This is a genomic window from Nonlabens sp. Asnod3-A02, from assembly GCF_045063755.1.
GTDB classification, from domain to species: domain Bacteria; phylum Bacteroidota; class Bacteroidia; order Flavobacteriales; family Flavobacteriaceae; genus Nonlabens; species Nonlabens xylanidelens.
In genome coordinates this window covers 584,822-611,237 of sequence record NZ_JBEFOC010000007.1, presented here as the reverse complement: position 1 = coordinate 611,237, position 26,416 = coordinate 584,822, and the positions used below count along the sequence as shown (strand labels likewise).

The 26,416-nt window shown below is 33.8% G+C and carries 24 protein-coding genes and 1 other RNA gene; 9 read left to right on the top strand and 16 right to left on the bottom strand.

Annotated features, from left to right (window positions below; genetic code table 11):
* Positions 1 to 81: 81 nt before the first annotated feature.
* From ACJJVN_RS06130 to ACJJVN_RS06115, 4 genes are all read left to right on the top strand, one after another.
* On the top strand, positions 82 to 243 hold the full coding sequence (locus ACJJVN_RS06130; RefSeq protein WP_170034564.1) for a hypothetical protein: 162 nt from the start codon (positions 82 to 84) through the stop codon (positions 241 to 243).
* A gap of 107 nt (positions 244 to 350) precedes the next feature.
* Positions 351 to 1,178: an alpha/beta hydrolase gene (locus tag ACJJVN_RS06125; protein ID WP_405369337.1), complete on the top strand. Its 828-nt coding sequence runs from the start codon at positions 351 to 353 to the stop codon at positions 1,176 to 1,178.
* Between the two features lie 34 nt (positions 1,179 to 1,212).
* Positions 1,213 to 2,802 carry a protein adenylyltransferase SelO gene (locus tag ACJJVN_RS06120; RefSeq protein ID WP_405377476.1) on the top strand — a complete coding sequence of 530 codons (1,590 nt, stop codon included), beginning with the start codon at positions 1,213 to 1,215 and terminating at the stop codon, positions 2,800 to 2,802.
* Positions 2,803 to 3,065: 263 nt separating this feature from the next.
* The gene (locus ACJJVN_RS06115) at positions 3,066 to 3,803 is read left to right on the top strand and encodes a LytR/AlgR family response regulator transcription factor (RefSeq protein WP_405377475.1); all 738 of its coding nucleotides are present in this window, start codon (positions 3,066 to 3,068) and stop codon (positions 3,801 to 3,803) included.
* A 106-nt stretch (positions 3,804 to 3,909) separates the two neighbouring features.
* Here the strand turns inward: ACJJVN_RS06115 and ACJJVN_RS06110 are convergent, their stop codons facing one another.
* The 5 genes from ACJJVN_RS06110 to ACJJVN_RS06090 form a co-directional block, all read right to left on the bottom strand.
* Entirely contained in the window at positions 3,910 to 4,842 is a 933-nt protein-coding gene (locus ACJJVN_RS06110; protein ID WP_405377474.1) for a hypothetical protein, read from the bottom strand.
* On the bottom strand, positions 4,843 to 5,142 hold the full coding sequence (locus ACJJVN_RS06105; protein ID WP_405377473.1) for a hypothetical protein: 300 nt from the start codon (positions 5,140 to 5,142) through the stop codon (positions 4,843 to 4,845). It abuts the gene before it with no gap.
* A gap of 350 nt (positions 5,143 to 5,492) precedes the next feature.
* The gene (locus ACJJVN_RS06100) at positions 5,493 to 6,320 is read right to left on the bottom strand and encodes a hypothetical protein (RefSeq protein WP_405377472.1); all 828 of its coding nucleotides are present in this window, start codon (positions 6,318 to 6,320) and stop codon (positions 5,493 to 5,495) included.
* A gap of 89 nt (positions 6,321 to 6,409) precedes the next feature.
* Positions 6,410 to 7,168 (bottom strand): LytTR family DNA-binding domain-containing protein, encoded by a 759-nt coding sequence (locus ACJJVN_RS06095; RefSeq protein WP_104515255.1) that lies wholly within the window; start codon positions 7,166 to 7,168, stop codon positions 6,410 to 6,412.
* Between the two features lies 1 nt (position 7,169).
* Positions 7,170 to 8,918 (bottom strand): histidine kinase, encoded by a 1,749-nt coding sequence (locus ACJJVN_RS06090; RefSeq protein ID WP_405377471.1) that lies wholly within the window; start codon positions 8,916 to 8,918, stop codon positions 7,170 to 7,172.
* Positions 8,919 to 9,133: 215 nt separating this feature from the next.
* On the opposite strand from ACJJVN_RS06090, the gene ACJJVN_RS06085 reads away from it, so the two are divergent.
* A complete protein-coding gene (locus tag ACJJVN_RS06085) occupies positions 9,134 to 10,540 on the top strand; it encodes an exonuclease domain-containing protein (RefSeq protein WP_405377470.1) in 1,407 nt (468 codons plus the stop codon).
* Between the two features lie 310 nt (positions 10,541 to 10,850).
* Here ACJJVN_RS06085 and ACJJVN_RS06080 read toward each other — a convergent pair whose 3' ends face one another.
* The 5 genes from ACJJVN_RS06080 to ACJJVN_RS06060 all read right to left on the bottom strand — a co-directional run bounded on the left by ACJJVN_RS06080 (position 10,851) and on the right by ACJJVN_RS06060 (position 15,986).
* Positions 10,851 to 11,285: a hemerythrin domain-containing protein gene (locus ACJJVN_RS06080; protein WP_405377469.1), complete on the bottom strand. Its 435-nt coding sequence runs from the start codon at positions 11,283 to 11,285 to the stop codon at positions 10,851 to 10,853.
* A gap of 3 nt (positions 11,286 to 11,288) precedes the next feature.
* Positions 11,289 to 11,789, bottom strand: a complete 501-nt coding sequence (locus tag ACJJVN_RS06075) for a pyridoxamine 5'-phosphate oxidase family protein (protein WP_405377468.1) — start codon at positions 11,787 to 11,789, stop codon at positions 11,289 to 11,291.
* Positions 11,790 to 11,919: 130 nt separating this feature from the next.
* A complete protein-coding gene (locus tag ACJJVN_RS06070) occupies positions 11,920 to 12,918 on the bottom strand; it encodes a YihY/virulence factor BrkB family protein (RefSeq protein WP_405377467.1) in 999 nt (332 codons plus the stop codon).
* An 84-nt stretch (positions 12,919 to 13,002) separates the two neighbouring features.
* On the bottom strand, positions 13,003 to 14,133 hold the full coding sequence (locus ACJJVN_RS06065) for a DUF2891 domain-containing protein (RefSeq protein ID WP_405377466.1): 1,131 nt from the start codon (positions 14,131 to 14,133) through the stop codon (positions 13,003 to 13,005).
* Positions 14,134 to 14,321: 188 nt separating this feature from the next.
* Positions 14,322 to 15,986 (bottom strand): alpha-amylase family glycosyl hydrolase, encoded by a 1,665-nt coding sequence (locus tag ACJJVN_RS06060; protein WP_405377465.1) that lies wholly within the window; start codon positions 15,984 to 15,986, stop codon positions 14,322 to 14,324.
* Between the two features lie 133 nt (positions 15,987 to 16,119).
* Here ACJJVN_RS06060 and ACJJVN_RS06055 point away from each other — a divergent pair, with 133 nt between their 5' ends.
* Positions 16,120 to 16,995 carry a sterol desaturase family protein gene (locus ACJJVN_RS06055; RefSeq protein ID WP_405377464.1) on the top strand — a complete coding sequence of 292 codons (876 nt, stop codon included), beginning with the start codon at positions 16,120 to 16,122 and terminating at the stop codon, positions 16,993 to 16,995.
* Positions 16,996 to 17,022: 27 nt separating this feature from the next.
* Here ACJJVN_RS06055 and ACJJVN_RS06050 read toward each other — a convergent pair whose 3' ends face one another.
* From ACJJVN_RS06050 to ffs, 5 genes are all read right to left on the bottom strand, one after another.
* Positions 17,023 to 18,306, bottom strand: a complete 1,284-nt coding sequence (locus ACJJVN_RS06050; protein ID WP_405377463.1) for a hypothetical protein — start codon at positions 18,304 to 18,306, stop codon at positions 17,023 to 17,025.
* A gap of 4 nt (positions 18,307 to 18,310) precedes the next feature.
* Positions 18,311 to 19,615, bottom strand: coding sequence for a hypothetical protein (locus ACJJVN_RS06045; protein ID WP_405377462.1), 1,305 nt, complete (start codon positions 19,613 to 19,615; stop codon positions 18,311 to 18,313).
* A 349-nt stretch (positions 19,616 to 19,964) separates the two neighbouring features.
* Entirely contained in the window at positions 19,965 to 20,441 is a 477-nt protein-coding gene (locus ACJJVN_RS06040) for a hypothetical protein (RefSeq protein WP_405369358.1), read from the bottom strand.
* On the bottom strand, positions 20,431 to 21,234 hold the full coding sequence (locus tag ACJJVN_RS06035; protein ID WP_405369359.1) for an SDR family oxidoreductase: 804 nt from the start codon (positions 21,232 to 21,234) through the stop codon (positions 20,431 to 20,433). The genes ACJJVN_RS06040 and ACJJVN_RS06035 overlap by 11 nt, the downstream gene beginning before the upstream one ends.
* Before the next feature lie 49 nt (positions 21,235 to 21,283).
* Positions 21,284 to 21,383, bottom strand: an RNA gene (gene ffs / locus ACJJVN_RS06030) — signal recognition particle sRNA small type.
* 87 nt (positions 21,384 to 21,470) lie between these two features.
* Between ffs and ACJJVN_RS06025 the strand changes: the two genes are divergently transcribed.
* Genes ACJJVN_RS06025 through ACJJVN_RS06015 form a run of 3 tightly spaced genes read left to right on the top strand, consistent with a single transcriptional unit; the run spans position 21,471 to position 24,462 of the window.
* Positions 21,471 to 22,520 (top strand): glutaminyl-peptide cyclotransferase, encoded by a 1,050-nt coding sequence (locus ACJJVN_RS06025; RefSeq protein ID WP_405369360.1) that lies wholly within the window; start codon positions 21,471 to 21,473, stop codon positions 22,518 to 22,520.
* Positions 22,520 to 22,927: a thioesterase family protein gene (locus ACJJVN_RS06020; RefSeq protein ID WP_104515263.1), complete on the top strand. Its 408-nt coding sequence runs from the start codon at positions 22,520 to 22,522 to the stop codon at positions 22,925 to 22,927. Before ACJJVN_RS06025 ends, ACJJVN_RS06020 begins: the two co-directional genes overlap by 1 nt.
* Positions 22,924 to 24,462 (top strand): hypothetical protein, encoded by a 1,539-nt coding sequence (locus ACJJVN_RS06015; RefSeq protein WP_405377461.1) that lies wholly within the window; start codon positions 22,924 to 22,926, stop codon positions 24,460 to 24,462. The genes ACJJVN_RS06020 and ACJJVN_RS06015 overlap by 4 nt, the downstream gene beginning before the upstream one ends.
* A 490-nt stretch (positions 24,463 to 24,952) precedes the next feature.
* Here ACJJVN_RS06015 and ACJJVN_RS06010 read toward each other — a convergent pair whose 3' ends face one another.
* Complete coding sequence (locus tag ACJJVN_RS06010) at positions 24,953 to 26,416, bottom strand: hypothetical protein (protein ID WP_405377460.1); 1,464 nt, start codon at positions 26,414 to 26,416, stop codon at positions 24,953 to 24,955.

Genomic DNA, 26,416 nt, shown 5'->3' with positions numbered 1-26,416 from the left:
GCTATTCCGTTTTTAATGCAAATGTAAGTTCTATCGCTTTGACATCTATAACAACTACCTTTGCAACTATATTAAATGACCATGGCTAAGAAAGGAAGAGAAAAAAACACAAAGAATAAAGGAAAGCATAGTGTTCTAGTAGAACGTGTAAAGAACAAAAAACGCAAAGAAAAAGAAGACCGTAAGGCTAGACTTAAGGCTATTACAAAAGCCGCTCAAAAAGCCAGTCAAGAAGAAAAATAGTATTTATTTAAGATAAATGAACTGTTTCATGTCTTTTAATAACTTCATTTTATCAATTTGTGAGCTAAAACTGTTCTAATTTTGAGTAGTTTTAATCCTCTATTTAAATGTCATTAAAAAATTTCTTTTTGTTTTTATCTACCAGCCTATTGCTAAGCAGTTGCTCTGTAAAAAAGTTTAAGAACTTAGATTATAAAGCGCCGCAAATAAAAGAAACGCCTGCACCTACTTTAAATGTTTTTTCTAAGAGAAAACCTACAGACTCTTTACAACCTGTATTAATTTTTGTTTACGGTGGTAACTGGAACAGTGGTAAAAAGGAAATTTATAATCGTATAGGTCGCAACTTTGCTAACAACGATGTTACGGTAGTAATACCTGATTATACTAAAAGTCCTGTCGCTAGTTATGACGACATGACTCTTCAAATAGCGCAGGCTATTAAATGGACTCTAGAAAACATTAAAAACTATTCTGGAGATCCTAACCAGATTTACATAACTGGTCACAGTGCTGGTGCTCATCTTGCGGCACTAGCTGTTATGAATAAAAAATACCAGACAGACTCTAGCGATATAAAAGGTATTATATTTAATGATGCTGCTGGTCTAGATATGTATACTTATTTTTTAGAAAATAAACCTACAGAAAAAGACGATTACATAAGTACATGGACTCTCAATCCTGAAACATGGAAAGAAGCCTCTCCATATTATTATATAGATGAGACTACACCAGAAATTAAAATATATAACGGTACAAAAACTTATCCATCTATATTAGAAGGTAACGAGTTGTTTCTTGAGAAACTACAAGATTACCAGCCCAAAGCACATATTAATTATCTGGATAAAAAACACTCTGCTATGGTGATACAAATGTTTTTCCCATGGAATGACATGATAGACGAGATAGTAGATTTCATGAAGCAATAAAACTAAATCCATCCAGTAGGTGGTACTATTACATATGATTAATCTAGAGATTTCAAATAGTTTTTACAACTCACTGCCTAAAGATCCTATAGAAGACAACTATACTCGTCAGGTAAACAATGCAGCTTATTCACTAGCGACTCCTTTAAAATTCTCTGAAAGTAGTTTTATTCATGTATCAAAACTAGCAACAGAATTAGGCTTTACAGAAGAACAAATACAGTCGCCAGAATTTCTTAAACTATTTACTGGACAATATACATATCCTAATACAAGGCCATATGCAATGGCATATGCTGGGCATCAATTTGGCAACTGGGCCGGACAGTTAGGTGATGGTCGTGCTATTAATCTCTTTGAAATAGTGCACAATAATAATCGATGGGCTTTTCAATTAAAAGGTGCTGGACCTACACCTTATTCTCGTCGTGGTGATGGACTTGCTGTTCTTAGATCTAGCATAAGAGAACACCTTTGTAGTGAGGCTATGTATCATTTAGGCATACCTACTACTCGATCATTATCACTTTCTTTAAGTGGAGAAGAAGTATTGCGCGATATGCTTTACGATGGTAATGCTGCTTATGAAAAAGGCGCTATAGTATGTCGTGTGGCACCCAGTTTCATACGGTTCGGTAATTTTGAGCTAGCCGCAGCTCAAAGCGATAACGATTTACTTAAAAAACTAACCGATTATACCATCGCTACATTTTTTACTGATATTACCTCTACTGGTAGAGATGCTTACTTACAATTCTTTAAAGAAGTTACAGACCGTACTCTAGAAATGATCATGCACTGGCAACGTGTGGGCTTTGTACATGGTGTTATGAATACCGATAACATGTCCATTCTAGGACTTACTATAGATTATGGACCTTATGGATGGTTAGAACCTTATGATCATGGCTGGACACCTAATACTACAGATAATCAGTTTAAAAGATACAGGTATGGCGCACAACCAGAAATGGGGTTGTGGAATCTTTTACAACTAGCAAATTCTCTGTTTCCATTAATTGAAGACGCTGCACCTTTACAAGATATTCTAGACAGTTATAAAACTAATTATCAAGTGCAATATCTGGAATTAATGATGGATAAAATAGGTGTTTATCATGCAAATAATCAAGATCGCGATTTGATACAGTCTCTAGAAGAAAACCTTCATTTACATGAAACTGACATGACTATTTTTTATAGAGAGCTAAGTAAAATTAACACAGAAACTACTATCGAAAATGCCTTTGCAATAATTTCTGCTGCTTTTTATAATCGAGAAGATCTATCTGACTTACATAAAGACACTTGGCTGGCATGGTTAACAGACTATGTGGCTAGACTGCAGTTTGATATGGAGCAAAGTGATGGTGATAAATCAGCTTTCGCAATAGCGAGAACAGAAAAAATGAATGCTATCAATCCCAAGTACGTATTAAGAAACTACATCTCTCAATTAGTTATAGAAGATGCTGAAAAAGGAGATTACCAACTGCTTAACGAGGTGTATGCCATGTTGCAAAATCCATATGAAGAACAGCCAGAATACAATAAATGGTATGCCTTGCGTCCAGAATGGGCACGTTCTAAGGTAGGTTGCAGTAAACTGAGCTGTAGTAGTTAAAAGAATTAGACTTAGATTATGGTTATAGACATTTTCTCATATTCTTTCATCTAACGAGATAGAAATATGCATAGTAGATAATGGTAAAGGATACAAAGCTACTCAAGAAGATGGCAGGTATAAATCTACATCTGTATTAGATGATCGATTAAAATATTTACGCGAGACAGGAGACTGGGAAATAACCGTAAAACGTGAAGATTCATTTCCACACAAAGAAGATAAAGGTCACCAGGTTCTATTTCATCTTAAAAAATTAAACAATGATAACATATAGCGCTATTATCGTTGATGATGAGTTCTCAGCATTGCAAAATTTACATAATAAGATACTAAAAATGAGTAGTCAGGTAACTGTTATAGATACCTTTCAAGACCCTAAACTTACCGTAAAATCTATCATAAAAAACACTCCAGATCTTTTATTTCTGGATATTCAAATGCCTGGAATGACTGGCTTTGAACTACTACAACAGCTCCCTACCCTTACATCTCAAGTTATATTCTCTACCGCTTATAATGAATATGCACTAGAGGCATTGAAACAAAATGCTGTAGATTATGTTCTCAAACCTGTAGATAATCAGGAGCTCAAAGAAGCAATTAACAAAGCTATTTTTAATATAGAAAAACTAAATGCAGACCAAAATGCAAACCTGGTACAATTACTCAACAAAATTATAGATCGCGATCACAAACTTAAAGTACCTACACAAAAAGGTATTTCTTTCATACCACAAGAAGAAGTCATGCACCTAGAAGGTTATGAGGGTTATACAAAAATACACCTCGTAGACGGCAAGGTACTGACCAGCTCCTACAGCTTAGGAAAATTCAGCAGTTATTTAGACGACTACTTTTTTAAATGTCATAAATCCCATATTGTGAACATAAAAGCCGTGCGTGCCTTTGAAAATGAAGGTTATGTTGTCCTAGGAGATGACTACCGCGTGCCTATTACTAAGACGTATAAGCAGGCGTTTTTAGAATTGTTTAATTAAAATTCCGCTTTCGCGAAAGGTAGAAATGAGAAATTGAAATAAAAAAACGGCTTATCTCTTATGAAAAGCCGTTTAAGAATTGATAAATTATTTATGATAATAATGCTTAATTAAAAAATTGTGGTCTTGCTTTTTTTACATTAATTTCCTTTTCAAGAAGATAAGTGCCACAATCATCAGATATATCTACTTTTATCGTATATCTTCCTGGAGGAGCTGTAGGTAGTACTTCAATGGCAGAAAGATTTCCTTGCTCTTGAATATTAAAATGAACATTAGCACTTACATTTACATCACTATAAACATCCCAAGATACGTTTGAATAAGATGTTATTCTAGTTGGACTAAAAGAATAATTACCTGTTTGATACCATGATAATTGATCTCTTCCTGCCATAAAAAAGGTATTTGGGTCTGCTACTGGACCTACGCTTAGATTAACAGTTCTTGAGAACAACGTTCCATCAAGCAAAGTAGCTGTAAGTGTAGCTGTTGGAGGATTACCAGCAGCGTTGTAAGCTGTGCGTACAGTTAAGGTATTATTAGACTCTCTTACAATGATAAAGTTATTAGAAACACTCCAGTTCGCTACATCTCTGTTAATTGAATATGTGAATAATTCTCCAAAAGCACAAACTTCATCACTACCAGTTATTCTAATTTGACCGCAAAAACCCCATAATTTATTTATTGCTATTTTGTCATAATAACTGAAACCTACCTGACTACGATTACAAACATCGTTAACCATTACAGAACTTCTATCTAAAAGAGGAGTGTCTTGTATTTGTATGTCTGTAACTCTTGGTGATCCATCACTATGTCCAAGACCAATTGCATGTCCTAACTCGTGTACCAATACATTTACTTTATTATTATAAGTGGGATTTACACTTAAATTTATGAAAACATTCCTTTGAGGAGTAATTTCGTTAGGAGGTACTTCAGTCCATCCACAAAGATCTCTTTGCATTGCATCGGCTTCATTAAATGGTAATAAAAAAATATCTGCATCTTTTTCATTGGTAGTTAAACTCATTTATACGCAACTTACCGGTGTTGCACTACTCCACATTTCAAGAGCTGAATTTATTGCCGTTCTCCAATTATTTTGATTAGTACCAATTTCATCTATCGGATCAACTTCTGTAATTTTACTAAAAATCTTTAAATCACGTACGGATTGGTGTGTTAATCTGATTTCTCTGTGGCGTTGTTTTGTAGTAATCTCATTTAAAACAACAGTCTCCTTCACTTCTAGTAAATTATCATCACTTGAACAGGCCACAAAAAAAATCTGTGCTATTAAAATGATGCTTAAAAAATTCATTCTTTTCATAATAATTAGTTTTATTGAAACCTACTCTTCCGTTTTTCAGCCATCACGACAATTAAATTCATAATTGCAATGCAAGAATAATAAGTATATTTACTAAAAAAGGACAAAATATAGGTACGCACCAGTCCTGTTCATATTTAAATTGATCTCTTTCATATTTGTTTTATAAATATGAAAGAGGTTAATCTTTTTAATGGGTTCAGAGAAAACATTGCTAATGATTTTAGGCTATTTACCACTTGTAAGTCGACGTAACCCTAAAAAAACTCAAGTATTTAAAACACTTGAGTTTTTTCTAGAAATTGATTAAAGTGTATTCTAATCAAAGATTAATTATCAATAAGAAATTATTAAAAACCAGGAATCTCATCTGGTGGAGAATTATCTAAGTAACTTGTTATATTAAAATTTATGTAAGGATATCGATTACCTTTAGATAAATTAGGTCTCGATAACACCACTACTTGATTTGCTGCTCTATTAGATGCATTAACACTAGCAGGTTCAGAATATTTTCCACATACATTAAGATCTATACCGTTACCGACATATTTTAAAGAAGGTGAATCTATAATCATACATCCTAAATTTGTATTTTGCACATTTAAAGGGTGCCCGACTGTATATATATTTCCTGTCGAAAGGGGGTTATAAACAACAATCTCTATATTATTATTTAAAATTTCATTTATAAAAGCTAAAGTTTCAAGAACGGTAAAAGTTGGGTTTGTGCTCGAAGGTCTTGGGTCAAAAGGAGTTCTTGGGTTCAGTGGTGGCCATGGATTACCTCCTTCTGGATTAATGTCTCTATTTAATGAAGTACACCCATCAAAATTCATGCTGGCATATCTAGCAATAAAAAGATAATGATCATAAAATGAAGAGCCACTGCTAGTATTAAGTAAAGTTTGCATAGAAACGACCTGAGTAACTGGGTCTAGTGAGTTGATAACATGTTGCCTATGATTTGCATCCAAGCGCATCATCTCTCCGACAATAAAAGAATTACGAGCCAACAAATCTTTATGATCTGATAAACTTAAAACCGCTGTATTATTACCTCCTCTTTTAAGTATTAATACTTCCTTACCAACTACTTGATTATCATTATTTAACTCTTCAGTTTCACAAGAGATCATAAATAATATTAAAATGAATGGATAAAATTCTTTTTTCATAGTATTACTTTTTACAAAAATATAGTTCTTCCTACAGTTAGTTTATTCTATTTCATATTTTACTGTATTCTATTCTAATTTGTAACACATCATTTCATTTTTGACATAACTAATTTCAAAATACTTTCTTTATTTCTTCCCGATACAGGGATTTCAATTTTGTCCTGTAGTATGATAGTTCCTGATTTTAAAAATTTAGTAACGTATTTTGTATTGATAATATAAGATTGTTGGCAACGAACAAAATTTAGTTCTGGTAATAATTCTACTGCATATTTTAAAGGCCTAGAAATAAGAATAGATGACTGACCATCTAGATAAAAGGTGGTGTAATTACCCTCTGACTTGCAATACATTAATCTATCTAATTTGACTAAGTGAACTGTATCTGAAGTTTTTAATACAATATGTTCTTTCTTTTCAGAAGTATAAAACTGCGCAGCTACTTCTGTACCTATTTGATTGGTATTGCTTTTCTTTTCTTCTATGTTAGCAATTGCTTTTTCAATAGCTTGTTCCAGTTCTTCTTCGTCAATGGGTTTTAATAAATAATCTAAAGCGCCTAATTTAATCGCTTTTATCGCTTTATCATCAAAACCAGTAATGAAAATCAATTGAAAATCAACTATTTCTAGTTGTTCCAAAATCTCAAAACTAGAGCCATCTTCTAATTCTATATCTAACAGAACGATATCCGGCTGCACTTCACTTATTAATTTTAAACCTTCTTTTATAGAACTTGCTTGACCAGCAATTTTAATACGATCACTAAAATTAGATTCTATTTCTTCAATCAGAAAATCTTTAATGTACTGCTCGTCGTCTATAGTAACTAATTGTAATGTCATTTTACTGTATTGGTATTTGAAAAGTGATCAATGTTCCAGTTTTTTGATCCAAATCTAAGTAATTCGTTTCGATAGATGAACCAGTCGACTTTTTAATGAAATCGGAAATCAATTGAACCGATGCCGACTTTTTATCTTCATTATTTACGTGAGTATGTCCTTTACCATTGTCAGATATAAAGCAAGATAAAAATCTCTTGTTTTCCGTTGTGAAAATAAGTTCTATTTTTATTTCTCCTGTGTAATTAATGCCTTTAAAACCATGTTCAATAGCATTTTCGACAAAAGGTTGTATCAGCATAGGTGGTATACTAATCATCTCATCATTTAATCTTTCATCTAACTTAAAATCATAAATAAACAATTTTGGAAAACGTAATTTTTGTAATTCTAAATAATTGGTAAGCACCTCTACCTCTTCTACAACAGCTACATAGTTTTGCATGGAGTTTTCTAAAACCTTCCTCAATAACCTAGAAAATTTAGTAATAAATCTAGATGCTGCTTTAGAGTCATTGCGCAATAAGTTTTGAATATTACTCAATACATTAAATATAAAATGCGGATTCATTTGCGCACGTAATAAACGCTGTTGATCACGTAAAGCTTTGATTTCATTATCTCGACGCTGCTTAAAAACAAAGAAAAGCGCTACAAGTAGTCCTATAATCAAAATCGAGATTATCAAAATAAAATTATTCCTTAGTGCTAGACGATCTAATTCTGCTTGTTGATTTTCAATCAAAAGCGTTTCCGACTTTTCTTTTTCTTCAGAAAGATATTCTAAGTCCTTATTATATCGTTCTGAATAAAATTTCTCTTGATCTAATGTAATCTTATCAACCAAGCTTTCTATTCTTTTATTATCTGATTTTGAAGCTTTTAAAAGTCTTAATTCATATTTAAATACATTGCGCCTTCTTTTATTATCTACTTTTCCCTGATCTAACTGTCTAAAAGAATCTAAATAAACTGCAGCCTTTTCTAAATTATTAAGTTCAATATAGGCCTCAGCAATATTTGCATACTGGACTGCTATATTATCTGTTCTTGATTGTATTTTACTCTTTTTATAAAAAAACAAGCTCGTGCTATAGTTATCAATAGCACCTTTAAAATCGCCTTCGTAAAATTTATACATTCCTAAATCTCCTGTAATAAATGATAATTCACTTGAGCTAAAGTTACTATTTGAATTCCTTAAATCATTTAAAACATTAAAAGCTTTCTTATTATCACCCAGTTTATGATAAATAGAACTTTCATTAAAAATTGCGTGTATTTTATAAGAAGAATCATTTGTTTCTTCACTTATTTGATAAAGTTTTGCGGTATAATCTAAAGCCTCAGTAAAACTTGAAGATCCAGAGTACGCAGCTATATATGCAGCATAAGCTAACTTCATTTTATCAATTTTAGGTTGAACATCTAGTTGTTCAAAATCCTTGATCGATGCAATCGCATCACCATATTCATTTTTAGATAAATAGATACCAAATAGATCACTAAAGTATTTATAATGAACATTAAAGTTCTTTGAAACACAACTATCAATAGCAAGTTTATAAGACTCCTTAGCCTTCTCCAAATCTCCATTATCATAATATTCAAGTCCTTCCTTATAATACTTCTCAGAAATAGAAATACTATCATTATCCAAAGCATCAAGATTTTGATTTGAAGAGGTTGATTTTTTTTTATCACAACTAGATAAACAAATAATTAAAAAAAATATAGAAAAAAATCTCAAATGACAATGGTTGATTTGTTGTAGTAAATTTAAGAACAACAAAATTGATGCCCATAGTTTAATTATAGTTTTTGATAACAAAGTCTAAAGAGTATTTGTTTTCACCTCGCTTTCGCGAAAGCGAGATAAAAACAATCTATGTTAAAACCATTTTATAGATCTATTTATATGGAATTATTCCATAAATTTGGAACATTTCCAATTTATAAGCCCGAGTGAATTTTAAAGAACAAGTTTATAGTATAGTAGATATTGAAACTACTGGTAACAAAATGAGTGGTAATCGCATTACAGAAATCTGTATTGTACGACTGCTAGGTGATCAAGTACTCGAGAAATACACGACTCTGGTAGATCCAGAAACGTTAATTCCAGATTTTATAACTGGCCTTACTGGCATTGATAACGAGATGGTTGCAGCTGCGCCTCTATTTACTGAGGTTGCCGAAGAGATAGAACGCATGACACGCGACAGTATTTTTGTAGCACATAATGTTAACTTTGATTACAATATTATACGCAACGAGTTTAAGAGGCTGGGGCATGATTTTAAACGTAAAAAACTTTGTACCGTACGTCTATCGAGAGAGTTAATTCCTGGAATGAATTCTTATAGTCTAGGTAAATTGTGCAACTCTTTGGGCATTTCCTTAAATAACAGACACCGTGCAGAAGGTGATACTGACGCAACGGTAATTCTATTTAAAAAACTACTAGAGATAGATCTAGATGGTACTGCTTTTACTAATTTTTTAAAAGGCAGTAATAAAGAAGGTACATTCCCACCGCACCTAGATCGTGCTCAATTTCATGATTTACCAGAAGTGCCTGGTGTGTATCTTTTTAAAAATCAAGCGCGCAAGGTAATTTATGTGGGTAAAGCCATCAACTTGCGCAAGCGTGTACTTTCTCATTTTTATTCTAAAACGAGTAAGTCTTATTTAATGTGTCAGGAGATTCATTATATAGAACACATACCCACTGGTAATGAGCTGGTTGCTTTATTACAAGAAGCAGATTTAATCAAAGAATACTATCCTAAATTTAATAGTGCACAAAAGAAACCACGCAAGGCTTATCAAATTTTACATTATAAAAATCAGCTAGGTGTTGTACAATTTGCTGTAGGACTGGTTAAATCTTATGACTACTCTGTCGTTACACATTATGATCGTGCTCATGCCGTAGAACAATTAGAACAACTGTGTGCCGATTTTAACTTATGCCCTAGATATTGTAGTTTTAAAACACCTGAAGATTGTACTCAACACTATAAATTACAAAAATGTAAAGGAGTTTGTAAAAAAGAAGAATTAGTATCTCTGTATAACATAAGAGCAAACCAAGCTATTACTGCCCTACACAACCAGAATCCTAATTATATCATTAAGCAAAAAGGAAGAACTACTGAAGAATCTTGCTTTGTAATGGTTAAAGATGGAGAGTATCAAGGGTATGGTTTTGTAGATCAATATACCTCTATTTCTTCTATAGAAGACTGTGAAGATTTTATAGATCGCAAAGCAGCAAACTATCATACCAACCAGATTATACGTTCCTATCTCAAAAAATATGGCGAGCAAAATGTCGTTTATGAAACGGCAGAAATGGGCAGTCTGTAATTTTCTATTTCCATTGCGTTATGTCATGGTTAATACACCGTTAAACTATAGAATAAACATAAATCTAGTTAAATTTTAAGAATTATTTAAAAAATACTATGCGCGCATCGTATTATATTTAGCAAAAAAAAAGGGAATGGATTTAATTACATCAAAAAACGGATACAGCGACTATAAACGAAAGACAATCGAAGAACAGGATGATGCTCATGAAGAGTCTCCTAAGCAAAGTTCTAACGCACGTTTTCAAAGTTATTTATAAGTAAAAAATCCGATCTAACGATCGGATTTTTTACTTTCTAGAACATATCTATCTGTTCTCTTTCATATATTCTTGATAGTCTGTAGCAAGACTCTTTTTTTCAGTCTCATTTAGAGCTTTACCAGCTAGTTGAAAGACTTCTTGTTCCTCTTCATCTAGGTGATGCTCTACTTGGTGCGCTAGTTCTTTCATGTAGACCAGCCATGCGCTACTACTTCTATCTGTTTCTTCTATTTTTTTTACTAGCTCATCCATTTCATGATGCTCTGCGATGCTATGTCTCGCTTTTTCTTGAGTCATATCTACTTCTAATAATGGTACGTAGAAGTGTCTTTCTTCAGCATCTTCATGCAGGGCTAGTTCTTTTTTTAGTTGATCAAAAAGTTCTTTTCTCTTATCGCTATCTCCACTAGTTTTTACTAGTTGATCAATAAGGTCGCGTTGTATCTCGTGGTCTTTTCTTAATGCTTCAAAAATATTCATACCCTACAGTTTTAAATTTCCAGATTCTCCTATTTCTGTTTCATCACCTGTTATCTTAGTATAAGCTAGTTTTGCAAGTGTTACTAGTGCATTAGTCTTACTGTCCCAGTAATGACCTTTTTCTGGTGTGAAAATAAGAACCGTTAATTCTGGATCGTTTTTACTTTCAAACCAGTTATTATCTAGGTTATCGTAGTATTTATCAATCAGCTCTCTATTCTTAGAAATCATCGTTGATCCATAAACACTTAAAAATTCTTTTGTATTAGGATCGCCAAAGATTAATTGAGTCTTATCAGATGCAATAATATTAGCATTGTGTTCACTGCTTGCTTTACTGAAAAAGATAATATCACCACTATCAAGTATATCTTTAGTTCCCATAGGAATCGCTGGCACTGGCTTTGATCCTAAATCAGTAAGCATCATAGCTGTTTTTATATCTCTAGCTAATTCTAAATATTTCTCTCTCGCTTGTCTTTGGGTAAGGTTTTCTGTGCTCATTTTTTATTTTAAATATAGAACTACTTTTGTAATCCTTTTCCTAATAAAAGCTGAATTAACGATACTTTTAGATTCTAACTGGCTCATAAACATGAAGTATTTATGAGTATTCCGCTTTCGCGAAAGCGGTCTAACCACCTACTATATTATTATCATCTGCTTCTAGAATTTCTATAATATCGTCATCGCTCACCTCTTCACCTTTATCGGTAATAACTAATTCTTCTTTATACTTCAATGCTTTAGAATTAGGGAGAATCCCATCGCCATAACGGTTTACATAGACTAGAATAAACTCTGCTCCATAAAACAGAATTAGACAAGAGTAAGAAACCCATAGCAGTAACAATACTATAAGACCTGCAGCACCATAAGCACTAGCTGGCGAGGATTGTGTAAAATAAATTTCTAATAAAAATTTACCTGTTTCAAACAAAATGCCGGTTAATAAAGCACCTGGCCATACCATTTTCCATTTTAATCTAGCGTCTGGTAAATATCTAAACATAAGACCAAAAAGTACTGAAATGATTCCTAGAGAGACCAGATAATTAACTATTAAGGCCAGCTTACCTAAGTACGACGCAATGTGATCTTGTATCCAGTCTTGTAAAATTCCTATAACGGCAGATAGAATAAAACTGATTAGGATCAAAAAACCTAGAACTAAAATGAATCCAAAACTCTTTACACGATCGGTTATTAGCTTCCACCAGGGCGTTTTAGGATTGATCTTGAGTTTCCATATTTTATTAAGAGCCAGTTGTAATTGATAAAAGACTCCAGTTGCAGCAAATATTAAAGTGGCTATACCTATAATTTTGGCAATCCAGCTGTCTTGATCGGCACTAGCTGCTTTCAACATACCGTTAATATCCTCTGCAGCGTCATAACCTATCAGTGAGGTAAGACCAGATGTTAATCTACCTGTTGCTATCTCTGTATCCCATACTGAGCCTACTAGATTAATGAGTATGACTATAAGACCAGGCAGTGCAAGAATGGTATAATAGGCAACGCTGGCGCTTAATTGCCACACGTCTTCGTCATTCCATTTCTTTGCACTACTCCACAATAAAGATGGTAAATGTTTCCATTTAAAAGTTTCGGTAGCTGGTTGTGTGTTCATAATAACGAATTAACCAACTATTTCTTAATTTACCACAAGGATTAATTATAGTTTAACGATCTTATCAAAGATCATGTAGTATCTCTATTTCTTTTTTGCATTCTGTAATGCATAAATAGCAAAACTACCTAACCAGTGTCCACCAGCATAATCATCAGCTACTAGATTAGGTAGCGTGTTAGTTATGTGAGCATCTGCCGTTTCTATGAGATTATCGTATTGTGGGTATTGAGCTGCTAGTCCATAAAGTACCCAAGCACGGCTCAGGTTTAATCCATCAATGTGTACTAATTTCCCGTCTGTACGGTCAGATACTTGACCTATTTCTATGTCTAAAACTCCACTTTCTATTCCAGGTAAGAATTCTTTTATCCAATTATGAAAAGCCGTTTCTGGTAATATTCTTCTCATAATATCCACCTCTTCTAGACACGGAGATAAAAAATCATAACCACTAGGCTCCCAAGAGATAGGACAGTCACTATCATTTAAATAAAAATCTCTTGCCCTAGTTTCTATACTTTTTTTAAAGGCATCGTTTTGAGAATGTACGGCATAGTCATGGGCAAATGCCATCCCAAAAGCGGTATTAGAATGCTCACCTACACGTATGGCATAATTCAATTTAGGCAAGTATTCCATGTACCTGCTCACTATCACATCTGTTAATGGTTTTAAAATCGCCGATAACTTTTTGCCTTCTACACTATCCCATGTATCGAGTTCTTGTTGTAATTTGAGCAGCCATGCCCATCCATAAGTACGCTCAAAACTAGTATTGTTTGCGGTATTAAAATAAGCAATCTCTACCTCAATATTTTGGGCAGTAAGATTATGATTTATTTTTTGCAGTAATTCTTCTTTAGCTTCTAATTCTGGAAAGTTTTTTAATAAAGTCACAGCACTCCAGTACCCATGTACCGCACTATGCCAGTCAAAACAACCGTAAAAAACAGGATGTTGTACAGCCGGCCTTTTTTGATCTTCTGGACCAGCAGTTACATGTCCCATTTTATTAGGGTACTCGGTTTCTATACAGTGCAGTGGTAATTGCGCCAGATTATTAGCCTGTTCTAAGGTTAATTGTGGTGTAGGAATCTTATCTACTATTACTACGTTCTCTGTTTTAGCAGTTTTTTCAGGAGTTGTAGACGTTTCAGAATTTTTACAACTTATCACCGTAATTGCTACTAGAGCATATATTAAATATTTCATCTTTATTTTCTATTCAGTTTTTAAAGATAAAACATTCTTTATGTATGTTGTTCTATATCGCTTTCGCGAAAGCGGAACTTAAACCAACTTTTTTGAATCACTTATCACTTAACAAATTCCTATTTTCTTACAGATGTGAAATTATAGGAACATATCATAAGACATAGTAGCGCTTACAGTATCATATTTTACCATTGCTCTAGAAGAACCACTCCATTTTCTACCATTACGGTTACTTTTCCATTAACTACAGGCAGTTTTTTTGTGGTGTAGGCGTTGCGCAATCTAGTTGCTTTAGGAAATACTTTTTTTACATCTATTTCTAATTTACCGTTATCTAATCCAGCGCCTATCAACACGATATCTTGATGGTTATTTTTATCATAGAATCTAGCTGCAAGTGTGCCATTTCCATCGTGTTCTAGAGAGAAATGTTCTCCAGCACCTACTGCCACATGATTCTTGCGGTACTTTCCTAATAGCTGCCAGTGTTTGAGAACTTCTGGATTATTGTGTTTCCATTCCATTTGAGATCTTAGGGTAGCGTCTCCTTGTGTGCCTTCTATAATTAAAGGTCTAGCGATCTCGTCTCCATAATATATTTGGGTCATTCCTGGTGTAAGCAACAATTTTGTTGCAGCCTCTATTGCTTTTACGCGCGACACATCAAAGGGCTGCCCGTCATCATGAGAACTTATGTAATTCATAAAATAAGCCTCACTATCTGGGTTTTCTTTTAAAAGTTTTCTTCTAAAACCATCATACCTTTTGAAGAGTTCTTTATAATTTGCGATGGCATGGTTTTTAAATCCAAAATTGATAAGTGCATCATAACCAGCATCAAAATAATCTACCTCTACATCAGAAAATGGATAAATTCTACCACCACTAGTCTCATAACCATAGAGCTCGCCTAGTATAAAAAAATCGTCGTTATGAATAATTTCTTCAGGATGATTTTTCTTCCAGTCGTTATAAGCAAGTCTCGCCTGTTCATTAAAAGTAGCCCAAACGGACTCTTCTACATGCTTTACGGTATCTATTCTAAAACCATCTACACCAGTTTCTCTGGCATAGTCTGTCACCCATTTAATCAAATAATTAGCTGGTGTTTTCTTAAGACCTGTTGTGGTAAAAAATTGATCTAGTTCTTTTATTTCTTGATCATACCTACCTTCTTTTTTCCATTTTTCTTTAAGAATAGCCGGTAATTCTACCTCTTCTTTACTATCTGTTCTTATATCCGGGAGATTATTAGTGAGTGTGCAGGTAACTGCTGTTTCTTGATCTTTATAGGTGCAGCTAGGTCCTGTGCGCACCCATTCTTCTGGCCATAATGGGTCTTTTTTTGTTACCGGCCCTGTGTGATTAATTACTACGTCTAGTAAAATTCTTATGTCGTTATCATGTGCTTTTTTAACTAGTGTTTTAAACTCTTCTAGTGTACCGTAAGAAGGTTCTACGGCAGTCCAGTCCTTTGCCCAATAGCCATGAAAAGCATAAGAATACCCCGTACCTTCATCTACACCGCCATGAATTTGCTCCCATATAGGTGTTAACCAGATGGCATTAATTCCCAAATCTGTAAAATATCCATCGTCTATTTTTTCAATAATACCTGCAAAATCACCTCCATTAAAACCTCTCAACTTTGCTGTTTTTTCATTTCTCTCTACAATACTATCGTTAGATGTATCGCCGTTATTGAATCTATCAGTTAATAGGAAATAAACATTTGCAGCGCTCCAGTCAAAGTATGCTGGTTCTTTTACCAAGGCTATTTCTTTGTCTGCAATCTCTTTACAGGAGATAACTAAGAGACTTAAAGTGAATAGGTATAAAAGCTTTTTCATGGATCCATATTTATATCGTAAAAATAAAAGAAGATGGTGATATTATACCATTATAGATTTCTAATATAATACAACGTTATCGTAATCCTTTTTATATACTAATTTTACACTTGATAAAACAGCCTAGAATATCATGAATAAATATATAGACATCTTTACAGACTCCTTTAAAGGATATGCATCTTACCTATGGGGTGAAATTATGAACCCTTCTTGGACCAATTATTTTTACTGGTTACTCGTTATTTCATTACTTGTTTTTGCATTAGAAATATGGTTGCCATGGCGCAAAAATCAAAAGATATTGCGTAGAGATTTTTGGCTGGATTTATTTTACCTATTCTTTAATTTCTTTTTATTCTCTTTAATAGGTTACAACGCTGTATCAGATGTTTTTGTAGAGCTTTTTAAAGATGGCCTGGCACAAATAGGTATTACTAACCTAGTTGCGATAGAGGTAAATACTCTACCTATATGGGCGCAGCTTTTAATCATGTTTATTATCGCCGATTTCGCCCAGTGGAATATTCACCGACTATTACATCGCGTTCCTTTTTTGTGGGAATTTCACAAAGTACATCACAGTATAAAAGAAATGGGATTTGCTGCTCAATTTAGGTTTCATTTTATGGAAACTATTTTATATAAATCCTTACAGTACTTGCCGCTAGCGATGATAGGATTTGGTATTGATCAATTTATTATTATCCACATGATTGCAGTTTTTATAGGTCACTTGAATCATGCTAATCTGAATTGGGATTACGGACCTTTAAAATATGTATTGAATAATCCAAAAATGCACCTATGGCATCATGCTAAAGAACTTCCTGAAGGTGTCACTTATGGAGTTAATTATGGGCTATCCTTGAGTGTATGGGATTATATTTTTGGGACGGCACACATTCCTTATCACGATGGAGAATTAGAATTAGGTTTTCCTGGAGATGAGGATTTTCCCGATGCTTTTCATGAGCAATTAATAGAGCCTTTTAAGAAGGACCATTGATGTAGGTTCCGCTTTCGCGAAAGCGGACTAATAATGAACTATAACCTCAAAAAAGTCATTTGAAGAAGAGCCATAGTTAATTTGAGTATCATTACCACCGCCGTCTACAAAGGCTTCTACCTCTATCGTATACATTGTGCCAGATGCGTTACCTGTTAATGGAACGTAGCCTTTACCATTAAGATACATAAACCCAGATGCTATATTACCCAAAATAGCATCGCTGGTATACATCTTTGCGGTCTGTCCTACTACACGACCATTTACTTTTATTCTTACACCATACTTTCTAGGTAAACCATCTGTAATACCAGCACCATTACTTCTATTTACAGAGATGGAATTTTGATACACGACCTCTAGTAAACCGTCCTCAAATAATTGTTGGGTTGTGGTATAAATCACTCTGGATTCTTCTCCTAAGGTGACATTACTAAATCTTATAGCAGTTGATAAATAAGTAGACTCAAATTCAAATTGTGGCAATTGAGTAATATTAGGAGTAGGTTCTAATTTAAACTCTCCATTACTATCTACATAAAGAACTGATTTATCTAAACCATTATTATAAGGATGAGAGCTGTCCAGACTTTCTATTCTTACATTACTAGTTGTTCCCTGAATATGTAACGATGCCTCTAGTGGAGCGGTACTCGCAATTCCTATTCTATCTATAGAACTATCTATTTCTAAGATATTATTTGATGTACTATTGATTTTTAAATTAACATCACTTTGATTAGGATTAAAAGTAATCCCTGTAGCATTTGAACTGGATAAAAAATCTATGTTGTTTGCACTAAGTACTAGATTATCACCAGTAGTGTACGCTCCTATTAGTGTATTTCTTAATGCCCAACTAGGCCTGTTTACAATACCTAAATCATAAGATAAAAATCTACTATCTGTGGTAAATTCAAGTCTTGGCATACCTGCTGTTGCAAGAATAAATGATCTAGAATCTGTAGTTCCTAAGAAATTTGAAACTGGCACATCTTTATCTCCATAAGTAGACCAGAAGAAATCGTTATTTATATGATTCCATCTAGAACCTGTCCATGAAGTAAAACCTTTTCCAGAAGTCTCGTTAGTATTATAGAGCAATACTGATTCTGTTTGCGATCCTACTGGTAAGTTATACGTTTCAAAATCATCAACTGAAATACGAGGTATTAAAAAACCTTTGTTTCCTGAAGATATATCAAGAAGAGTTTCTGGTTGTGGATCGATAGTACCTATTCCTACTTGTGCTGTTACCGTTATGATATTACTGAATAATAACGCTGTAACGATTATATTTTTAAAGCTCATATTCTTAATATCTAACTAGAACTTGAAATAAATCATCTCCGTTACCACCATAAGTACATCTGGTGGAAGCGGTGTTACCATAAACCTCTCCATATACTTTTATATCGTGAGTGGTACCAGTAATGGAACCTGGTAATTTTACATATCCATTACCATTAAGAAAAAACGGACCATTAACTATAGCCGTGCCCATGTTACTCCTACTAGTATAAGCATCACCTTTATATGCGACTTTAACACCATCTATTAAAACATAAATACGGTATAATCTCGGTCTACCATCATATATAAGGTCGTCAGACATATCTGTTATAGTTACACCAGCCTGGTAAACCACTTCTACAAGTGCATCGCGCGTTAAAGTGACAGATGTACTGTAAAGTTCTACCTGAGTTCTACCTGTAGAATTATTGTCAATTACTACTGGTGTTGATAAGAAAGTGGTATTATCTTCTACCATTTGCGTTATAACATTAGACCCTTCTATACTCAACTCACCGTTAGAATCTACAAATACAGGTTTTGATACTGTTCCTTTATTATTTACATTATTAACAGCGTTAAAAGCATCTATTCTTACTGTACTACTGCTACCGCCTATATGTAAGGTTGCTTGTGGATTATCTTGGGCTATTCCTATTCTATCGGTTACGGCATCTACATAAAGCATGTGAGTCTGTCCTTGTGATGCCACACGCGTATCGATATTTGCTTGATTTTTGTTAAGAACAATTTCTTGATTTACTGTTCCATCTAACTCTATCATGTCATTTCCTGCAGCAGATATATTCAATTTATTTACTGCACTAGAATAAATACCTGTGTCGTTATCTGAATGAAAGGAATAAGTAGGCTGTGACGCAGTTCCATTACTAGAAGCCAGTATCTGACCAGAATCAGTCACTCTCATTTTCTCGACGCTGTTAGTAGCTATAATTAAATCTTGAGCATCTTTAGTACCTAGATAATTCTCACCTACTGCTGTTCCTGGATTAGTACCTGCATTTCCTTTCTTACCCCAAAAAGAACCTGTACCCACTGGAACCCATTCTACACCAGACCAAAAATAAAAACCTTTGCCTGTAGTTATATTAGTATTATAAACTAGAAGACTCTCTGTAGCGCCACCTGTTACTGGTGCAATAGTGGATAGATTATCTATATCCACACGTGGTACGAGAACACCCTTGTCTGTACCAGAAACATCCAGCGCAGCATCTGCAGCTGGCACTTGTATATTGATACCTACTTGAGAATAGGAATAAAAACAAGTGAAGAATAAGACAATAGAAATACCTAATCTAATCATTACTGTGGTTTAAGTTGAAATTTTGAGTGCGACAAAATTAACAGCTCTTTAACGCAGAGTAGCTTTATAGAAAACAAAAAAAGACACATTTGTTAAACGAATTAAAAAAATCGATTAACGGCATGAAAAATTACTATTATTCTTTAAACAGTAGTCTTCATTCATAGTTATAGATGATATTTTTGCTTCACCATACTTACCTTCTCCTGATAAGAAATAAAAACTAAGTACTGTTATAGATAAAAGATTCTAAAGTGCTATTCGTCAGCAATTAATAGAACCTATAAAGAAAGATCAATGATGCAAGTTCCGCTTTCGCGAAAGCGAATTTACAATTTAATATAATTTTCTAATAAGCTCCAGGGCTGTAAATCACCTTTTCAAAGCCTATTAAATCGGCAAGTTTCTCTGTTTCTTTGTGAGCTATATCCTTATCTTTTAATTGTTTGATCAACAATTTTTGATAATGATCTTTACTTAATAGCGTGATGCGATAAACCATTTCTCGAGAAGATGAGTTTACTAACGTAGTATGACTTCCTAAACTGGTTTTTTCGGTAATTTCAAGAACAGTAATATGAGGAAACTGGTCTAAAGATTGCCATTTTCCAAATTTTATAAAAAAGAAACTATTGTATTCTTTTAATTTTTTATGAGCCACGTCTATAGAAACTCCTTTTGTAGAAAACACAATTGCAAATCCTATTAATGGTATAAAAAATACTTGAATACCGTTAGTTACAATACCTATTATTCCAATAACAAAAATAAGAACACCTAAAAGCCTTGTTACTGGCGGAAAAAAATTACTTACTTTAAAGTCCATAATGTTTTTTAAGCATGTTTTCGTAGGTCTTTTCAGGAAGAATCTTTTTTAGAACAATAGAAAATTTCTGTAAAAAACTACCTACTTTATAATGAATACCTGGATTAGGGTTTTGTAGAATCTCATAGATTTTTGAGGCCACTTCTTTAGGGTCCTGACCATCATCTACGTGCTCATCGATTAACTTTAAGGTATGTGCGTAGCCAGATTCATAATCGCTTCCTGCTATAACTGGAGCATGAAATCTACCAGCTGCAATATTAGTTGCAAAATCACCAGGCGCTACATTACTAAAATGAATATTAAGGTGTGCGCATTCCATACGATATGCTTCGGTCGCTATTTCTAGCGCTCCTTTACTAGCGCTATAAATACCTCGATAAGGTAAACCCATGTAACCTGCGATGCTGGTTATATTAATGACGCGTCCAGATTTTTGTTTTCTCATTACCGGTAATACAGCTTGTAAAACTCTTAATGGACCATAAAAATTAGTATCCATAGCATTTTTAACTTCGTCTATAGGAGTTTCTTCCATAGGACCTGTAATACCTACACCTGCATTATTAATAAGTACATCTAGCTGCCCTTCTTTTTCTATAAGAATATCAACTGCTTTATTAATAGAGTTTTGGTCTTGCACGTCTAGAGCTAGTAACTCTATAGGACTGTCTGGATAACGATCTGGGTTTCTACTCGTACCGTAAACGGTATAATTTTTATCTTGAAGAAATAATGCAATGGCTTTGCCTATACCAGAAGAACCGCCGGTAACCAATACTACTCTTTTCATAAAATATTTTAAAAACTAATGTGAAGGAATCACTAAAAGGAGAAAGAAAAAAAGGCAAGCTACCTACATCACACCGCTACGACCACTTACCTTTGCTGCGTTCCCGCCCTGGAGGAGTTCAGCAGGAGCTGGTTGTGTAGGACTTGCCCGCTGCAAATATACAGTCTAGTTTTACTTACACAAAGGTTTTTCTCATGCTTTTTTATAACTATCTTTCGACTTGATAAAAAAATATTATGAAATTGAAAAATTCGGTTTTACTAATCGTAGCAGTGATCTCATTATCAAGCTGTAAAACAGACATAGAAACTTTTAAAGAAAATTATAAATTAGAGGTTTCTAATTCAAAATTAAAGTGGAATGAGGACGATACGGTCCAATTATCGCTGATTGATGACGCATCTGTCGGTGCAGATAGTATTATATGGAGTCAAAATGATGCCATTATCGATGGTGCTGGTGGAAACTCGCTTTCGCGAAAGCTAAAAAATCAACCTTATGGTAATCTTACTTTTAAAGCTACCATATATAAGGACGGTATGAATACTACTGTAGCTACCAAAATAAAAAGAATACCTGCAACAAAAGCAAAAATCTACAAGTACAATATTCTTAATACTTATGTGCATCAAACCGATGCCTATACTCAAGGACTAGAGTTTTATGGAAACGCCCTTTATGAAAGTACAGGTCAATTTAAAGAAAGTGATATAAGAATCACAAATGTAGAAACTGGTGAGGTTACAAAAAAAGTAGATTTGCCTGCTAGTCAGTTTGCTGAAGGAATGACTATACTTAATAATAAGGTGTATCAACTAACATGGCAAAGTAAAATAGGTTATGTTTATGATATGGACTTAAATAAAGTCGATGAGTTTAAATACAACCGCAGTATGGAAGGTTGGGGACTTACTAATGACGGTACTTATTTATATAAAAGTGATGGTACTTCAAAAATATGGAAGATAGACCCTAATACTTATGAAGAATTAGGTTACATAGAAGTAGTAAGTGCCGATGGTGTAGTTTCTAAAATCAATGAATTAGAATGGATAGATGGTAAAATCTATGCAAACGTTTATACTACTAATTTAATCATGATTATCAATCCTAAAAACGGTGTGGTAGAAAGTGCGATTAACCTAAATAGTATTACTAAAGAAATCCCTAACTACTCTGAATCTGATAATGTGCTTAACGGTATCGCATATGATAAAGTTAATGACAAGCTTTTCATTACCGGTAAAAGATGGCCTAAAATGTTTGAAATCGAAATAGTAAAGTAATGATTCAAGCTGATCTACCTGTTTTTGAGAAAAGACGTATTGCTACTGAAGAAGAAATAGATGACCTAGACCATGTGAATAATGTGGTTTATGTACAATGGGCAAATGACATCGCTACGGAGCACTGGACTACGGTTGCTACACCAGAGATGTTAGACACTTTTGGCTGGGTAATGTTAAAACACTGTATAGAGTATAAAAAAGCGGCTGTTTTAGGTGATAAAATCTTAATTAAAACCCAAGTCGGTAGAGCAACAAACGTACGTTATGAGCGTTACATTGAAATATATAACGAGACCACAATGGACTTGCTAGTTAAAACAACATCTGACTGGTGCGCGATTGATAAAAACGGTAGACCTATTAAAATCTCTCAGGAAATGAGAGACCTATTTGAAACAACATGAAATATATAATTACTGTCCTTATTAGTATCATAACTCTAGTTAGCATTTCTTCTTGTAGAAATGATTTTGAATTTACTGCCAGTACAGGAAATTTAGAATTCTCTCAAGACACCATATATTTAGATACTGTTTTTTCTAATATAGGTTCTAGCACGAGAACTTTTAAAGTATACAATCGCAGTAGTGATGACATTGTCATCCCTAGAGTTGCTCTTAACCAAGGTACTAACTCTAATTACAGACTGTCTGTAGATGGAGTACCTGGACAGGTATTTGAAAATGTAGAATTACTTGCAAAAGATTCTATGTTTGTTTTTGTAGAAACCACAGTAGACATCATGGACTTTACATCTGACACTGAATTTCTTTATGAAGATACTATAGAATTTGATGCTGGTGGTAATCTTCAAAAAGTAGAATTAGTGACTTTAATAAAAGATGCTGTTTTTCTTTTTCCAGAGCGCGATGCTCAAGGTGTAGAAGAGACTTTATTGTTAGATACAGACACCGATGGTAATGAAATACGCATTTCTGGTTTTTCGTTAGACGATGATCAACTTAATTTTACCAATGAAAAGCCTTATGTTATATATGGTTTTGCAGCCGTGCCATCTAACAAGACACTCACCATAGATGCTGGAGCGAGAATACACTTTCATGCTGGCAGTGGTATTATCGTGGCAAACGAGGGAACTTTAAAAGTAAATGGAGCTTTATCCACGACAGAAGATCTCGAAAACGAAGTGATTTTTGAAGGAGATAGATTAGAACCTCTTTATGAAGATGTAGCTGGACAGTGGTTTGCTATCTGGCTTACTGCTGGTAGTAAAGATCATGAAATTAATTATGCTACCATTAAAAATGCCAGCGTCGGTATTATTATGGATAGCTCTAACACTACTTCTAACGGCGCTACTTTAAAAATAAATAATTCTAAAATATTAAATAGTTCTAATACAGCATTGTTAGCTACCACAGCATCGATAGAGGCTAGTAATTCTATATTTCATAATTCGGGACAGTCTACTGTAATTGCTAGACTAGGTGGAGCGTATAACTTTAATAATTGTACGATTTCTAATTACTGGAATAACAGTTTTAGACAAGACCCTACTCTATTCCTAACTAACATTTTCCCAAACTCAGATCTATCAGCAGACTTGCTAGAAGCTAATTTTACCAACTGTATTATTTATGGAGATCGCAATATTGAGTATGCATTACTAGATGATCAACTCTCGTCATTCAACTTTAAATTTGAAAATTCTTTAATACGGTTTAATGATTTCTCAAACAGTTTTGATGGTTTTCCTTCTTATGACATCACTAATTCTAGTCTATACGAGAACTGTGTATTCAATGAAGACCCTTTGTTTGAGGATGAAGATGCGTTTAAACTACGCATCGATAATACTAGTGGCGCAAATGGTATTGCAAATCCTACCACTACCACTACTCTAGATATAGAAGGTAACACAAGGGCCGCGTCTCCAGATGCTGGTGCTTTTGAGAGTGTGGATTTATCTACTAATTGATCTTATCTAAATAATAAATAGACAGATAATGCATTAAGAAAATAAAGCCCTGTTTTTTATAAGCAAACACATTATTTATAGAAATTACCCCATACTAATTTCTATTAATAATTACTAATGGGTAATTTTAACAAAATAAGGATCTTTAATTTTAGGTTCTTTATCGATGAAATACTGTTATTCAAAGAAAAAACACTTCTTTTTAACATATTTATGCTCATACCACATACATATATTACATTTGTCCTGTCTAAAAAAAACATACGTTTTTAATAGATATTTAGAATTGAAAGATGCCTGGAACGAAGTCCCTATACTTTTTCCAGGCATTGTTTTTATAACATTCTTTCAATTGAATACCATAAAGGAATAGCCGCAGTACATTGAAGCTGCGTAAGTATCAATCTCATCTATCCATGAAATGGAATATTGCTCAGATATTCCTTTCATAAATCACATTTACGCAAACATGATGATAAATAGATGTCGACTATTCCCAATCTGGCATTAATCCATTAGTAAAAATATCTTCTCTAGTATCTATAGTATCTATCTCTAAGACTTGCAACGTCCCTTGTGTAATACCATCATTATCTTGATTATAAACTATTATTTTAGACTCGGTAGGTGAGAATCTAGCGTCCAAATCATTAGTTCCAGGATCTTTATTAAAACTAACGCTCAACTCTAACATGGAATTTAGGTTATATATAAATGCCTGTGTATTCAGCTGTCTATAACCGATATTCTCAAAACCAGTAATATCTCTAGTATAAAGTAACTTAGAATTATCTGCACTTAAATCTAGCCCACCTACAGCTCCATTCACACCAGTAAGTACTGTACTTACTAATGCTCCTGCGGTGTCTATCAATAATATCTCGCAATTATAACCACCCAAATCATTAGTTTTTACAGCTATTAAAGATCCGTTTACGTCTACCTCTGTTACTAGATTACCAGTACTTTGATATACCATAGTAGTACCTGTACCGTCTAGATTCACACTATATAATTTGTCTTGTGAAGGGTAATAAATTTTTGCACCGTCAGACGACCATGAAATATCTATTTCTTCTAGATTAAATCCTGCCACAGGTACTTGAGTAGATACCTGTCTTACATTATTACCATCTGGGTCCATGACAAAAACTTGAGCTAACGCTCCTACACTACGTAAGAATGCTATTTTATTAGCTACACGACTAACTCTAGGTCTCCAACTATTAGAATTAACCGATGTAATTGCGACCTCAACACTATCTTCGTCACCACTATAAATCACATTATTACCGTTTATTTTCTTTACAAATAGAAATCTATTTACAGGAAAATTTGCTGTAGAAAACGTGAACAATTCGCTGTTTACATCTTCGTTGATACCATCATTTGCTGTTACCTGCCAGAAATAAGTTGTACCATAATCTACAGTAACATCAAGACTGGCGTCCGTAATATCTTCAAAAACCTCAACCGTATTATCGCCTGTATTTCTAAGAGTTACCTTATAAGTAAGCTCATCATCATCAACATCTGTACCTGTCCATTCTAGAGTTAAATTGAACGATAGATCCACCGCATTATCTACAGGAACTTCTAATACCGGCGCGTTAGGTGCGCGATTATTTGCAGTCTGTGTTCTCAATTCATAAACCAGTTCTACCTCTCCATCTACCTCAACTGTTGCCGACTCAAATGCTGTGATATATTCATCTTTTTCTGCTTGGACCGCATATTGACCTGCCTCTACTTCTATCTCAAAATCTCCATTAACATCAGTGAAGACTGAGCTGGTGTTAGGATTTGTAGATATTTTTACATTTTCAAGAGGTAAAAAAGTAGTTTCTTCTACCACTTTTCCACGTATCACACCGGTACCGTTTATGTCTATTAAATCTTCACTACAACCAGTTATAAGTAGTAGAGACACTAGCAATATTAAAAATCCTTTCAT